The sequence below is a fragment of the Pseudomonas sp. 7-41 genome, from assembly GCF_021233075.1.
Taxonomy (GTDB): domain Bacteria; phylum Pseudomonadota; class Gammaproteobacteria; order Pseudomonadales; family Pseudomonadaceae; genus Aquipseudomonas; species Aquipseudomonas veronii.
The window spans coordinates 6,233,895-6,246,803 of the sequence record NZ_CP089551.1 but is presented as its reverse complement, the minus strand read 5'-3'; the positions used below and the strand labels follow the sequence as shown (position 1 = coordinate 6,246,803).

Annotated in this window: 10 protein-coding genes; all 10 read right to left on the bottom strand. The window is 60.0% G+C overall.

Translation table 11 applies throughout. The annotated features are described in order from the left end of the window. Window positions 1-22: 22 nt before the first annotated feature. The 10 genes from LQ249_RS28545 to LQ249_RS28500 all read right to left on the bottom strand — a co-directional run bounded on the left by LQ249_RS28545 (window position 23) and on the right by LQ249_RS28500 (window position 12,800). Window positions 23-1,585: a SpoVR family protein gene (locus LQ249_RS28545; protein WP_108524962.1), complete on the bottom strand. Its 1,563-nt coding sequence runs from the start codon at window positions 1,583-1,585 to the stop codon at window positions 23-25. Next, window positions 1,582-2,853 (bottom strand): YeaH/YhbH family protein, encoded by a 1,272-nt coding sequence (locus tag LQ249_RS28540; RefSeq protein ID WP_017847815.1) that lies wholly within the window; start codon window positions 2,851-2,853, stop codon window positions 1,582-1,584. The genes LQ249_RS28545 and LQ249_RS28540 overlap by 4 nt, the downstream gene beginning before the upstream one ends. Before the next feature lie 113 nt (window positions 2,854-2,966). Then, a complete protein-coding gene (locus tag LQ249_RS28535; protein ID WP_017847814.1) occupies window positions 2,967-4,889 on the bottom strand; it encodes a PrkA family serine protein kinase in 1,923 nt (640 codons plus the stop codon). Between the two features lie 285 nt (window positions 4,890-5,174). Next, a complete protein-coding gene (gene glpE, locus LQ249_RS28530) occupies window positions 5,175-5,504 on the bottom strand; it encodes a thiosulfate sulfurtransferase GlpE (protein ID WP_057005393.1) in 330 nt (109 codons plus the stop codon). A gap of 33 nt (window positions 5,505-5,537) precedes the next feature. Next, window positions 5,538-6,389, bottom strand: a complete 852-nt coding sequence (locus LQ249_RS28525; RefSeq protein WP_057005392.1) for a symmetrical bis(5'-nucleosyl)-tetraphosphatase — start codon at window positions 6,387-6,389, stop codon at window positions 5,538-5,540. Next, the gene (gene apaG, locus LQ249_RS28520) at window positions 6,389-6,769 is read right to left on the bottom strand and encodes a Co2+/Mg2+ efflux protein ApaG (RefSeq protein ID WP_017847811.1); all 381 of its coding nucleotides are present in this window, start codon (window positions 6,767-6,769) and stop codon (window positions 6,389-6,391) included. The genes LQ249_RS28525 and apaG overlap by 1 nt, the downstream gene beginning before the upstream one ends. A 107-nt stretch (window positions 6,770-6,876) precedes the next feature. Then, window positions 6,877-7,689 carry a 16S rRNA (adenine(1518)-N(6)/adenine(1519)-N(6))-dimethyltransferase RsmA gene (rsmA, locus tag LQ249_RS28515; RefSeq protein ID WP_017847810.1) on the bottom strand — a complete coding sequence of 271 codons (813 nt, stop codon included), beginning with the start codon at window positions 7,687-7,689 and terminating at the stop codon, window positions 6,877-6,879. Next, window positions 7,686-8,675, bottom strand: coding sequence for a 4-hydroxythreonine-4-phosphate dehydrogenase PdxA (gene pdxA, locus LQ249_RS28510; RefSeq protein ID WP_128192551.1), 990 nt, complete (start codon window positions 8,673-8,675; stop codon window positions 7,686-7,688). The genes rsmA and pdxA overlap by 4 nt, the downstream gene beginning before the upstream one ends. After that, window positions 8,672-10,012 carry a peptidylprolyl isomerase gene (locus LQ249_RS28505; RefSeq protein ID WP_026140134.1) on the bottom strand — a complete coding sequence of 447 codons (1,341 nt, stop codon included), beginning with the start codon at window positions 10,010-10,012 and terminating at the stop codon, window positions 8,672-8,674. The genes pdxA and LQ249_RS28505 overlap by 4 nt, the downstream gene beginning before the upstream one ends. Beyond that, on the bottom strand, window positions 9,987-12,800 hold the full coding sequence (locus LQ249_RS28500; RefSeq protein WP_232566052.1) for an LPS-assembly protein LptD: 2,814 nt from the start codon (window positions 12,798-12,800) through the stop codon (window positions 9,987-9,989). Before LQ249_RS28500 ends, LQ249_RS28505 begins: the two co-directional genes overlap by 26 nt. Between the last annotated feature and the right edge of the window lie 109 nt (window positions 12,801-12,909).

Sequence of the window (12,909 nt, the reverse complement as noted above, 5' to 3'; positions counted from 1 at the left end):
GGCCAATGGAGGCTTTGCCGTTTCAGAGATGAACGACGGCCAGGTCCAGGCGGCCGTAGTCGTTATCGTTGTGATCGCTGCGTGGGGGGACGTGGTGGGTTTTCATCACCTGATCGCCCTGCAGGGTTTCCAGGTGGATGTCGAACCCCCACAGCCGATGCAGGTGCTTGAGCACTTCCTCGGTGGACTCGCCCAGGGGTTTGCGGTCGTGCTGCTGGTGACGCAGGGTCAGCGAGCGGTCGCCGCGCACGTCGATGCTGTAGATCTGCACGTTGGGCTCGCGGTTGCCCAGGTTGTACTGCGCCGCCAGGGTTTCGCGAATGGTGCGGTAGCCGGGCTCGTCGTGGATGGCCGGCACCACCAGGTCGTCCTTGAGGTCGTCATCGAGGATGCTGAACAGCTTCAGGTCGCGAATCACCTTGGGCGACAGGTACTGCAGGATGAAGCTCTCGTCCTTGAAGCTGCTCATGGCGAACTTGATGGTGGAAAGCCAGTCGGTGCCGGCGATTTCCGGGAACCAGTGGCGGTCTTCCTCAGTGGGGTTTTCGCACATGCGCCGGATGTCGCGATACATGGCAAAGCCCAGCGCATACGGGTTGATGCCGCTGTAGTACGGGCTGTCGAAGCCGGGTTGGAACACCACGCTGGTGTGGGAAGTGAGGAACTCCATCATGAAGCCGTCAGTGACCAAGCCTTCGTCGTACAGGTCGTTTATCAGGGTGTAGTGCCAGAATGTCGCCCAGCCTTCGTTCATCACCTGGGTCTGGCGCTGTGGGTAAAAGTACTGGGCGATCTTGCGCACGATACGCACGATTTCCCGTTGCCACGGCTCCAGCAGGGGCGCGTGCTTTTCCAGGAAATACAGGATGTTTTCCTGAGGTTCGGCGGGGAAGCGCGCATTGTCCTTGTCGCTGTTTTTATCGGCGCGTTTGGGAATGGTGCGCCACAGGTCGTTGATCTGCTTCTGCAGGTGTTCCTCGCGCTCCTTCTGGCGCAGGCGTTCTTCTTCGGCGGAAATCGGATACGGGCGTTTGTAGCGATCGACGCCGTAGTTCATCAGGGCATGGCAGGAGTCGAGCAAGTCTTCCACCGCATCGATGCCGTGGCGCTCCTCGCACTGCATGATGTACTGCTTGGCGAACACCAGATAGTCGATGATCGAGCTGGCGTCGGTCCAGGTACGAAACAGGTAGTTGCCCTTGAAGAAACTGTTATGCCCGTAGCAGGCATGAGCCACCACCAGCGCCTGCATGCAGATGGTGTTTTCTTCCATCAGGTAGGCGATGCAAGGGTCGGAGTTGATCACGATTTCGTAGGCCAGACCCATCTGGCCGCGGCTGTAGGACTTTTCGGTGCTGAGGAAGTGTTTGCCGTAGGACCAATGGTGGTAACCCAGGGGCATGCCTACCGAAGCGTAGGCATCCATCATCTGTTCGGCGGTGATCACTTCGATCTGGTTGGGATAGGTGTCCAGGGCATAACCGGCCGCGATGCGGCTGATTTCCCGGTCGTAGGCCTGGATCAGTTCAAAGGTCCACTCAGACCCCGTGGAAATGGGTTGGCGTTTATGCTCTTTGGCGGTCATGTCACTAACCTGCGCTGGAAGAGTTCACGGAAGACCGGATAGATATCGCCGGCCGAGACCAATTGCTGTTGGGCGAACGTGTCGGCGAAGGCTTCGCCGATGCGCTCGTATTCGAACCACAGCGCCTGGTGCTCACGGGGGGTGATCTCGACATAAGTGTAGTACTGCACGAATGGCATGATCTGGTTGATCAAGATGTCGCGGCAGATCGGCGAGTCGTCATTCCAGTTGTCGCCGTCGGAGGCCTGCGCCGCGTAGATGTTCCAGTCGTTGGCCGGGTAGCGCTCGGCCATGATTTCCTGCATCAGTTTCAACGCGCTGGAGACGATGGTGCCGCCGGTTTCCCGTGAATAGAAGAATTCCTCCTCATCGACTTCCCGGGCGCTGGTGTGGTGGCGGATGAACACCACATCGATCTTGTCGTAGTTGCGCTTGAGGAACAGGTACAGCAGGATGAAAAAGCGCTTGGCGATGTCTTTGGTGGCCTGGGTCATGGAGCCGGACACGTCCATCAGGCAGAACATCACCGCCTTGGAGCTTGGGTTGGGTTGTTTGACCAACAGGTTGTATTTCAAGTCGAAGGTGTCGAGGAACGGCACGCGGTGAATGCGCGCGCTGAGTTTCTCGATTTCTGTCTCGATTTCCTGGATATCGCCGAAGTTGTCCGGTTCTTCGCGTTTCAAGCGCGCCAACTCTTCCTTGGCCTCCTTCAATTTGGCGCGGCTGCTGCCGGACAGGGCGATGCGCCGGGCGTGTGCCGAACGCAGGGTGCGGATGATGTTGATCCGGGAAGGGTTGCCTTCGTTGCTGATCCCGGCGCGCACGGTCTTGAACGTGTCGGTGCCGGTCAGGTTGCGCTTGACCAGGTTGGGCAGTTCGAGGTCTTCGAACATGAATTCGAGGAATTCTTCCTGGGTGATCTGGAACACGAACTCATCCATGCCTTCGCCGGAGTTACCCGCCTTGCCGGGGCCTTTGCCGCCGCCACCGCCTTGGGGGCGCTGGATGTGTTCGCCGGTGGTGAACTCCTTGTTGCCCGGATGCACGACAGTCTGCTTGCCCCCCCGGCCGTGGTGCAGCACCGGTTCGTCGATGTCCCGTCCGGGAATGCTGATCTGTTCGCCATGCTCCATGTCGGTGATGGAACGGCGGCTTACGGCCTCTTCAACGGCCTTTTTGATGTGGTCACGGTAACGCCGCAGGAAACGTTGACGGTTTACCGTGCTCTTGTTCTTGCCATTGAGGCGTCGGTCGATCACATAGCTCATGGGGAGCCCTCCGGGCAGCTTCACGTTACAAGCTTCAAGCCGCGAGCTGGAAGCTTAGAGACAAGCGGTCGACTGCCAGGCCATGGGCCCGGCAGTACACGCCCGTCGCTGCCTTACTGCGATTTGCGCACCCGCAGATACCACTCGGAGAGCAAACGTACCTGTTTGTCGGTGTAGCCACGCTCGACCATCCGTGTAACGAAGTCGTTGTGTTTTTGCTGATCCTCCTTGCTGGCCTTGGCGTTGAAGCTGATGACCGGCAGCAGATCCTCGGTGTTGGAGAACATTTTCTTCTCGATGACCACCCGCAGCTTCTCGTAGCTGAGCCAAGTGGGGTTCTTGCCGTTGTTGTTGGCGCGGGCGCGCAGCACGAAGTTGACGATTTCGTTGCGGAAATCCTTCGGATTGCTGATGCCGGCGGGTTTTTCGATCTTTTCCAGTTCCTCGTTGAGGGCTACGCGGTTGAGGATTTCGCCGGTTTCCGGATCGCGGTATTCCTGGTCCTGAATCCAGAAGTCGGCATACAGCACGTAGCGGTCGAAGATGTTCTGGCCGTATTCGCTGTAGGATTCCAGGTACGCAGTCTGGATTTCCTTGCCGATGAACTCGATATAGCGCGGCGCCAGGTATTCCTTGAGGAAGCGCAGGTAGCGTTCGCGGGTTTCGGCCTGGAATTGTTCCTGTTCGATCTGCTGCTCCAGCACATAGAGCAAGTGGACCGGGTTGGCGGCGATCTCGTGAGGGTCGAAGTTAAACACCTTGGACAGGATCTTGAACGCGAAGCGCGTCGACAGGCCGTTCATGCCCTCGTCCACGCCGGCGGTGTCGCGGTATTCCTGGATCGACTTGGCCTTGGGATCGGTGTCCTTGAGGTTTTCGCCGTCGTACACGCGCATCTTCGAATAGATATTCGAGTTCTCCGGCTCCTTGAGGCGCGATAGCACGGTGAATTGCGCGAGCATCTTCAAGGTGTCGGGCGCGCAATGGGCCTTGGCCAGGGAGCTGTTGAACAGCAGCTTGTCGTAGATCTTGATTTCATCGCTGACCCGCAGGCAGTACGGCACCTTGACGATGTAGATCCGGTCGATGAAGGCTTCGTTGTTCTTGTTGTTGCGGAAGGTGTGCCATTCCGATTCGTTGGAGTGGGCCAGCAGGATCCCGGTGAACGGAATCGCGCCGAGGCCTTCGGTACTGTTGTAGTTGCCTTCCTGGGTGGCGGTGAGCAGTGGGTGCAGGACCTTGATCGGAGCCTTGAACATCTCCACGAATTCCATCAGGCCCTGGTTGGCCCGGCACAGTGCGCCCGAGTAGCTGTAGGCGTCGGCGTCGTTTTGTGGGAATTCTTCCAGTTTGCGGATATCGACTTTGCCCACCAGCGCCGAGATGTCCTGGTTGTTCTCATCGCCCGGCTCGGTCTTGGCCACGCCGATCTGGTTGAGGATCGACGGGTAGAGTTTCACCACGCGGAACTGGCTGATGTCACCGCCGAACTCGGCCAGGCGCTTGGTGGCCCAGGGCGACATGATGGTGTTGAGGTAGCGCCGTGGGATGCCGAAGTCTTCTTCGAGGATCGCGCCATCTTCCGTGGCGTTGAACAGGCCCAGGGGCGACTCGAAGACCGGCGAACCCTTGATGGCGTAGAAGGGCACTTTCTCGATCAGTTGTTTGAGCTTTTCGGCCAGGGACGATTTACCGCCGCCAACCGGGCCGAGCAGGTAGAGGATTTGTTTCTTCTCTTCCAGGCCTTGGGCGGCGTGCCGGAAGTAGGAGACGATCTGGTCGATGCATTCTTCCATGCCGTGGAAGTCTTCAAAGGCCGGATAGCGGCGGATCACCTTGTTCGAGAAGATTCGCGACAGACGCGAATTGTTGGAGGTGTCCACCAACTGCGGCTCGCCAATCGCCAGTAACAAACGCTCGGCGGCAGACGCGTAGGTGCTGCGGTCACGCTTGCACAGGTCGAGATACTCTTGCAGTGTGAGTTCTTCCTGCTGCGTGGACTCGAAGCGTTGTTGGAAGTGGCTAAAAATACTCATGACGTCGTCACCTCGCTCGATACGTGGAGCCGACGCCGGATCAATCAGTCGATGCTGGCAGTCATTGACGAACGCCAATGGCCGTTTTCCCCCCAGAACACCCTGAAACGCTACCGATGACCCGCACGCCGGTGTACCGGCTCTCCCCTGATTCGGATGGCCTGCGCTTAAGGATAGTTCGGAATCCGCGAGGTAAAGGAGGGATACGCAATTAGTTTGGGTGCGCCGTTCGTCAGAAACGGCGCAAGCCCAAGCGTCACGCGGGGTGGCGGGGTGTGAAAAAAATTATTGCGAATCGCCGGAGGCAATTTCTGCAGGATAGGTCGTACGCCACAGCTCAAAGCCGCCGTCCAGACTGTAGACGTCGGAGAAGCCCTGGCTGATCAGATAGGCGGCCGCGCTCTGGCTGGAATTGCCGTGATAGCAGGCCACGATCACCGGCGCGTCGAGGTCGGCGGCGCGGATGAAATCGGCGATGTTGTGGTTGTCCAGGTGCCGGGCGCCTTTGATGTGGTTCAGGGCGTAGGCCTGCGGATCACGAATATCCACCACCACCGCGCCTTGTTCGCGCAGGGCCTGGGCTTGTTCGGGTGGGATACGTTTGAATTCGCTCATGGCGGGCTCCTTGGGTTTGGCTGCAAGCGGCGTCTAGCGCTTCGCGGCAACCGACGGGGTCACGGGAAGAGGGGAAGGGCACTGGCAGCTCAGGCGCTCGCCGGTGTCGATGTTCATCAGGGTCATGGCGCCGCCCCACACGCAGCCGGTGTCGAGGGCGAACACGCCGGGTTCATCGCATTTGCCTTCGAGGGCCGCCCAGTGACCGAAGATGATCTTCGTGTCGCGGGTCTTGCGTTCCTTGTGGGCGAACCACGGTTTGTAGCCGGGCAGCGCGGTGTCGGCGCCTTCCTTGCTCTTGAGGTCCAGTTTGCCGTCGGCGGTGCAGAAGCGCATGCGTGTGAAATAGTTGGTGATCACGCGCAGGCGGGCGACGCCCGTCAGGTCGTTGTCCCATTTCACCGGTTCATTGCCGTACATGCCGTCGAGATAGGCGACGTACAGGTTGTCATCGGCCAGGGCGCTTTCGACTTCGGCGGCGCACTTGAGGGCCTTTTTCAGTGTCCACTGCGGTGGAATGCCGGCATGGACCAGCACCATGTCGCGCTGTTCGTCGTAGTGCATGATCTTTTGCCGGCGCAGCCAGTCCAGCAAGTCGGCGCGATCCGGGGCCTCGAGGATTTCCCGCAGGGTATCGGCCTTTTTCAGACGCTCGATGTTACTGCCGGCCGCGAGCAGGTGCAGGTCGTGGTTGCCCAGTACGCACACCAGGGAATCGCGCAGGCCATATAGATAGCGCAGGGTCTCCAGGGACTCGGGGCCACGATTGACCAGGTCGCCTACCAGCCACAGGCGATCGTTCGCTGGGTCGAAGGCCACGCGTTCGAGCAGGCACTTGAGGGGTTGCAGGCAGCCTTGCAGGTCGCCGACCGCATAGGTTGCCATCAGTGCAAGGCTCCGGGCACGGCCAGGCGAAATGGCTTGATGATCGCGTCGAACAGTTTGCCGTCAGTGGCTTTCATCTGATACGAGCCTTGCATGGTGCCGACCTTGGACGTCATCACCGTGCCGCTGCTGTAGGTATGGCTGGCGCCGATATCGATCAGCGGTTGCTGGCCGACCACGCCGGCACCCCGCACCTCCTCCACTTGACCGTCACCGTCGGTGATCACCCAGTGGCGTGACAGCAGCTTGGCCGGCACCAGCCCGTTGTTTTTCACCGTGATGGTGTAGGCAAAGGCGAAACGGTTGTGTTCAGGTTGCGATTGGTCCGCCAGGAAGCGGGTAACGACGCTGACGTCGATCTGGTAGCGAGGATCGGACATGCAAGAGGCCTTAAAAGCAAAAGCGGAGGACAGCAGATGCGGATCAGTCTAGGCCAAGAGGCGGGCACTAGGCCAGACATGCTGTCGGGCCTGGTGCAGGGCGGGCTTCAGTCCGCGACGGGCGGCGGCTGGATCGCAAGCTGGTCGGCCAGGCGCACGAATGCGGCCAGGTCCAGTTGTTCCGGGCGCAGGCTGCCGTCGACGCCAGCGGCTTCGATCTCGGCGTTGCTCAACAGCGCTTTGAGCGTATTGCGCAGGGTCTTGCGGCGCTGGTTGAAGGCTTCGCGCACGACGCGCTCCAACAGTTTGTGATCCTTGGCCGGGTGCGGCAGCACGGCGTGAGGAACCAGGCGCACGATGGCCGAATCGACCTTCGGCGGCGGGTTGAACGCGCCCGGGCCAACATTGAACAGATGTTCGACGCGGCAGTGGTACTGAACCATGATCGACAGGCGGCCCCAATCGCCGCCGCCAGGGCCGGCGGCCAAGCGCTCAACCACTTCTTTCTGCAGCATGAAGTGCATGTCGCGGATGATCCCTGCGTTGTTCAGCAGGTGGAAGATCAGCGGCGTGGAGATGTTGTACGGCAGGTTACCCACCACCCGCAGGCTGTTGGGCGCGGCATTGAGGCTGGTGAAGTCGAACTTCAGCGCATCGCCCTGGTGCAGGATGAAGTTGGACTTGCCGCCAAACTGCTGATTGAGGATCGGGATCAGGTCTTTATCGAGCTCAACCACATCCAGTTGCGCGCCGCTGGCCAGCAGGCCTTGGGTCAGTGCGCCCTGGCCCGGGCCGATTTCCAGCAGACGGTCTTCGGGCTTGGCATGGATGGAGCGCAGGATGCGGTCGATCACGCCAGCGTCGTGCAGGAAGTTTTGCCCGAAGCGCTTGCGCGCCCGGTGTTGGTAATGCTCGGTCATATACGGGTCTCGGCCATCTGATAGGCGGTTTCCAGGGCCACGCGCAGGCTGCCGGTATCGATCTTGCCGCTGCCCGCCAGGTCCAGGGCGGTGCCATGGTCGACGGAAGTGCGGATGATCGGCAGGCCCAGCGTCACGTTGACTGCGGCGCCGAAGCCTTTGTATTTCAGCACGGGCAGCCCCTGGTCATGGTACATCGCCAGCACTGCGTCGCAGTGCTCCAGATATTTGGGGGTAAACAGAGTGTCCGCGGGCAATGGGCCACGCAGGTCCATGCCGTCTTGGCGCAGACGCTCCAGGGTGGGTTCGATGATGTCGATTTCTTCATGGCCCAGATGGCCGCCCTCGCCGGCGTGGGGGTTGAGCCCGCAGACCAGGATGCGCGGTTGGGCGATGCCGAATTTCTGTTGCAGGTCGGCATGCAGGATGCGCGTGACGCGCTCCAGGCGTTCGACGGTGATGGCATCGGCCACGTCGCGCAACGGCAAATGCGTGGTCACCAGGGCGACGCGCAGGCCATGTGTGGCCAGCATCATCACGACTTGGGGGGTGTGGGTCAGTTCGGCGAGGAATTCGGTATGGCCGGAAAAGGCGATGCCGGATTCGTTGATCACACCCTTGTGTACGGGGGCGGTGATCATGCCGGCGAAGTCGCCGTCGATACACCCTTGCCCGGCACGGGTCAGGGTTTGCAGCACAAAGCCCGCATTGGCCTTGTCCAGTTGCCCGGCGACCACCTTGGCCTGCAGCGGGGTATCCCATACATACAGGCTGCCCGCAGGAGCCGGCAGGTCGGGCCAGTTACCCGGCGCAACGTCCAGCAGCTTGACGGCCACGCCTAGTTGCGCGGCCCGCTCAAGGAGCAGGTCGCGGCTGGTAATGGCGATCAGGGGGTGTGGCTGGGGCTGCGAGGCGAGCAGCAGGCACAGGTCTGGACCAATGCCGGCCGGCTCGCCGGGTGTCACCGCGAAACGCTGGGGTTTCACTGGTTTGCCTGGTTGGTGCCTGTTTGCTCGGCGCCTGGCAGTTTGTTTTCTACGTAGGCTTCGTCACGGATCTGACGCAGCCAGGTTTGCAGCTCTTCATCGTACTTGCGGTTGCGCAGGACGGTCAGGGCTTGCTGTTCGCGGGCCTGGCTGGTGTTGTCGGTGGCGCGGCGGCCAAGGACTTCCAGTACATGCCAGCCATATTGCGTCTTGAACGGTTTGGACAGTACGCCTTGCGGGGTCTTGGCCATCACTTCCTGGAACTCCGGCACCAATGCTTTCGGGTCGATCCAGTTGAGGTCGCCACCGTTGAGGGCGGAACCTGGGTCTTCCGAGAAGCTTTTGGCCAGGGTGGCAAAGTCTTCGCCGCTTTCGATGCGGTCATAGATCTTCTGGGCCAGTTCCTTGGTTTGCGCTTCGGTGCGGATTTCGCTTGGTTTAACCAGGATGTGACGAACGTGGACTTCGTCTTTCAGCGAGGTCTCGCCGCCGCGACGTTCCAGCAACTTGAGGATGATGAAGCCGCCTGGGGTGCGGGCTGGCTGGGTAATGCCTCCCACTTCCATGGCACTCAGCTCACGGTCGAACGGCGGTGGCAATTGAGCGGCTTTACGCCAGCCCATATCGCCGCCTTCCAGGGCGTTGTCGCTGCCGGATTGGGCGATTGCCATCTGGGCGAAGTCAGCACCGGCCTTCAGGCGATCATAGATAGCCTGGGTTTTGGCGGCGGCTGCATTGAGCTGCTCAGAGTTGGCGCTGTCCGGGGTCGGGATCAGGATGTTGGCCAGGTGCAGTTCTTCGGAGAGCTGCATCTTGCCCAGGTCCGATGCGAGGAAGTTCTTCACTTCCTGCTCGGATACCTGAACCCGCTCGGCCACACGGCGCTGACGCACACGGCTGATGATCATTTCGCGGCGGATCTGGTCACGCGCGTCCTCATAGGACAGGCCGTCGTGGGCCAGGGCGGCGCGGAACTGATCGATGCTCATGTTGTTGCGTTGCGCGATCGTGCCAACAGCCTGGTTCAGTTCTTCGTCCGAAATACGGATGCCGGAACGATCGCCGATCTGCAATTGCAGGTTTTCGACGATCAGGCGCTCCAGCACCTGTTGGTCCAGGACGCTGGTAGGCGGCACACCACCGCCACGCTTGGCGATGGTTTGCTGAACTTCCTTGACCCGTTGGTCCAGTTGGCTCTGCATGATCACGTCGTTATCGACGATGGCCACGACCTTATCCAGCTGTTGAACCGCGGCATGCGCCGATGCGGTACCCAGGAACAGCGCGCCCAGCACGAGCGGGCGCAGACAATCAGAAAGCTTGATCTTCACGTTCACGATAACCTTGAATGCCTTTGTCGAGGAAGCTCTCTACCTTGGCGCCGGTCAGGCCGCCGAGTCCTTTGAGGACGATCTGGAAGAAGAGCCCGTGGTCACCCTTTTCGTTAAGCGGGGCGATCTGGCTGTATTCGTCGTTGGAAACCCAGTAACGGTTGATGACGCGCAGTTTCCAGCAGCAGTTGTCGTACTCGAAACCACCGAAGGCTTCCAAGGTACGGTTGCGGGCGTAGTCGTACTGCCAGCGGGTAATCATGTTCCACTGAGGAATGATCGGCCACATCATCGAGAAGTCGTGTTGTTGGATTTTGTAGTAATCCTTCACGAAGTTTGGTTGGCCTTCCGTGCCGTAGTCGCCACCAAACTGCCATTTGCCGGTCAACTGGTTGTAGACCACTTGGTCGTTGCGATAGCGATAACCGAGGTTGACGATCTTGTTCGGGTTGTCTTCCGGCTGGTAGTGGAACATCGCGCTGCCGGAACGTGGGGCGTGGCTTTCCGTGTCCCAGTTGTAATCGGCAGTGGCGCGCCAGTCGCGGTTGAAGCGGAACTCGTAGTCCAGCGCGATCGGCGAAACGTCGCTCTGGGCGTCGGCGCGGTCGGCCGCCAGGATGCCGGGCAGTTGAACCTCGCGGTCCTTGAAGTACAGGGCCTGGCCGACGCTGACGCGTTGGCGTTCGAAGCCGTTTTCTTCGATCCAGCGGCTGGTGACACCCAGGGACAGCTTGTTCTCATCGCCGATCCGGTCGGTGCCGCTGAAGCGGTTGTCACGGAACAGCGAGGCGTAGCTGAACGAGTATTCGCTGGTGTCGAAAACCGGGATGTCGCTCTGGTCTTTATTCGGAACATAAAGGTAGAACGCGCGCGGCTCGAGGGTTTGGCGATAGTCTTTGCCGAACCAGTTGGTGTTGCGGTCGAAGTACAGGCCGCTGTCGATGCTGGCGACTGGGACTGCACGGTCTTGCGAGCTTTTGAAAACACCGCCGGCGTATTTTGTGCCGTTTGTAACTGCATTTGCTTGCGCAGTCACGATGTCGTTTTTGCCTTGGCTGTCAAGGTCAAGGTCGTACTTGGTATAGACGTACTTCAACTTCGGCGTAATAAAGCCGTAGGTCCAGTTCATCGGGTATTCGACGGCGGGGGCCGCGTTCAAGCGAGTACCGTTTGCACGGGTCAGGCCTGTGACGTAGGTGTCCAGACGACGTGATACGAGGCCATTTTCATCGGAAAACATACCCTTTTCCAGGCTACGCTCAAACCTAACTGCTTCGGTCTCGTAGGTAAAATTCAACCCGCCCGGATGGTAAGGCAGCGCACCGTTGAAAGTAATCTGCGGCAAGCGATCATACGGCGTGATCTGAGAGATCGTCGCCAACTGATAAGCCTGGACATTCAACCGCGCGCGATAAGAGTCGCCACGATAGGTCAAGGCGCCCTGTTGGTTGAGCGCATCCCGACTCTCAACCCCTTCCTCATACGACTTCAAATCCTGGAAGTAGTAAGGATCACTGATTCGGGTGTAATCCACCAGGGTCGTCAGTCGCGAATCCAACCCGCCCTTATGCTGCCAATTGAGCATATAACGGGTTTTTTCGTAATCGGTCTGCTTGCTGCGTTCGTTGCTGTCGTCGTTCAGGTACGCGCCGCCGAACTGGCCTTCGCTGGATTTGGTGAGGTAGCGGAATTCGCCTTCCATCAACAAGCCGCGCTTGGTCATGTATTGCGGGTACAACGTGGCGTCGTAGTTCGGTGCCAGGTTGAAGTAGTACGGCGTCACCAGCGTAAAGCCAGTCTCGCTGCCGGTGCTGAAGCTCGGCGGCAGGAAGCCGGATTGACGACGGTTGTCGATCGGGAAATAGATGTAAGGGGTATACAGGATCGGGATGTTCTTGATCCGCAACGTCGCGTTGGTGGCCGTACCGAAACCGGTGGCCGGGTTCAACGTGATGTTGTTGCCCTTGAGCTGCCAGGCGTTGCTGTCTGGCTCGCAGGTGGTGTACGTACCGTCCTTGAGACGGATGATCGCGTTTTCGGCGCGCTTGGCGTACAGCGCGTTACCGCGGATGCGTGACTTGTGCATCACGTATTCGGCGTTGTCGATCTGTGCCGCGCCGGTATCGAGCTGGACCTGGGCGTGGTCGCCGACGATCAGGGCGCCGTTGTCGCGCAGGCGGACGTTGCCGTTCAGCTCGCCACGGTTCTCGGCCTGGTACAGGCTGGCTTCTTCAGACTCCAGCTGCATGCTGCCCTGGCGCATGACGACGTCACCGGCCAGGGTCGCGACCTGCTGTTCCTGCTCGTAACGCGAGGCCTTGGCGCCGATGAAGGTCGGCGCATCGCTCTGGTTCGTCTTGTCGTTCATGCCAGGACGAATCGGCTCGATGTACGCGCCGGAGCAATAAGGACCGGTTTCCGCCAGTTGGGCGGCGGTCAGCTTCTCGCGAGGCACCCAGTCCAAGTGGCTGTAGTCGGCGCTGCGCGAACGCAGGCCACGGCCCTTGGATTCGGTGACCAGCATGGTCTTCGGCTCGGCCTCGGTGCCGCCTTCAGCGTTGGCTTGCGCCGTGCCGTTGGCCGAGCTGACGGCTGCACCGTCATGCACCGGGCGCGGTGGCAATGGGGCGGCGGCGGTTTTCGGCGCGCAATCCCAGGCACCCGAAGCAGAGACTGAGCAGTCATACTGTTCCGCGGCGACCACGAATGAGGTGGCGAAAGGTTGCATGGCCAGCAGACTGCCGGTTACCAGCAACGGAAATTTTCTACGAAACGCGGGGGATTTCAATGCCATCTTATTAGTCCGGGCTTCCTGCGTGCCATCTGCCCGCGGTGTGGGCCGCACGCCTCTCGATGGTCTGAAAAAGATGCGTGATAATAAAGCATGACCCGCTTGACGGCTA

What these genes read in the sequence shown, in the direction of transcription:
- apaG (WP_017847811.1), bottom strand. Translation starts at nt 6,769, where the DNA reads ATGTCCGATCCTCGCTACCAGATCGACGTCAGCGTCGTTACCCGCTTC.
- LQ249_RS28525 (WP_057005392.1), bottom strand. Translation starts at nt 6,389, where the DNA reads ATGGCAACCTATGCGGTCGGCGACCTGCAAGGCTGCCTGCAACCCCTC.
- LQ249_RS28540 (WP_017847815.1), bottom strand. Translation starts at nt 2,853, where the DNA reads ATGAGCTATGTGATCGACCGACGCCTCAATGGCAAGAACAAGAGCACG.
- glpE (WP_057005393.1), bottom strand. Translation starts at nt 5,504, where the DNA reads ATGAGCGAATTCAAACGTATCCCACCCGAACAAGCCCAGGCCCTGCGC.
- LQ249_RS28535 (WP_017847814.1), bottom strand. Translation starts at nt 4,889, where the DNA reads ATGAGTATTTTTAGCCACTTCCAACAACGCTTCGAGTCCACGCAGCAG.
- rsmA (WP_017847810.1), bottom strand. Translation starts at nt 7,689, where the DNA reads ATGACCGAGCATTACCAACACCGGGCGCGCAAGCGCTTCGGGCAAAAC.
- LQ249_RS28500 (WP_232566052.1), bottom strand. Translation starts at nt 12,800, where the DNA reads ATGGCATTGAAATCCCCCGCGTTTCGTAGAAAATTTCCGTTGCTGGTA.
- LQ249_RS28545 (WP_108524962.1), bottom strand. Translation starts at nt 1,585, where the DNA reads ATGACCGCCAAAGAGCATAAACGCCAACCCATTTCCACGGGGTCTGAG.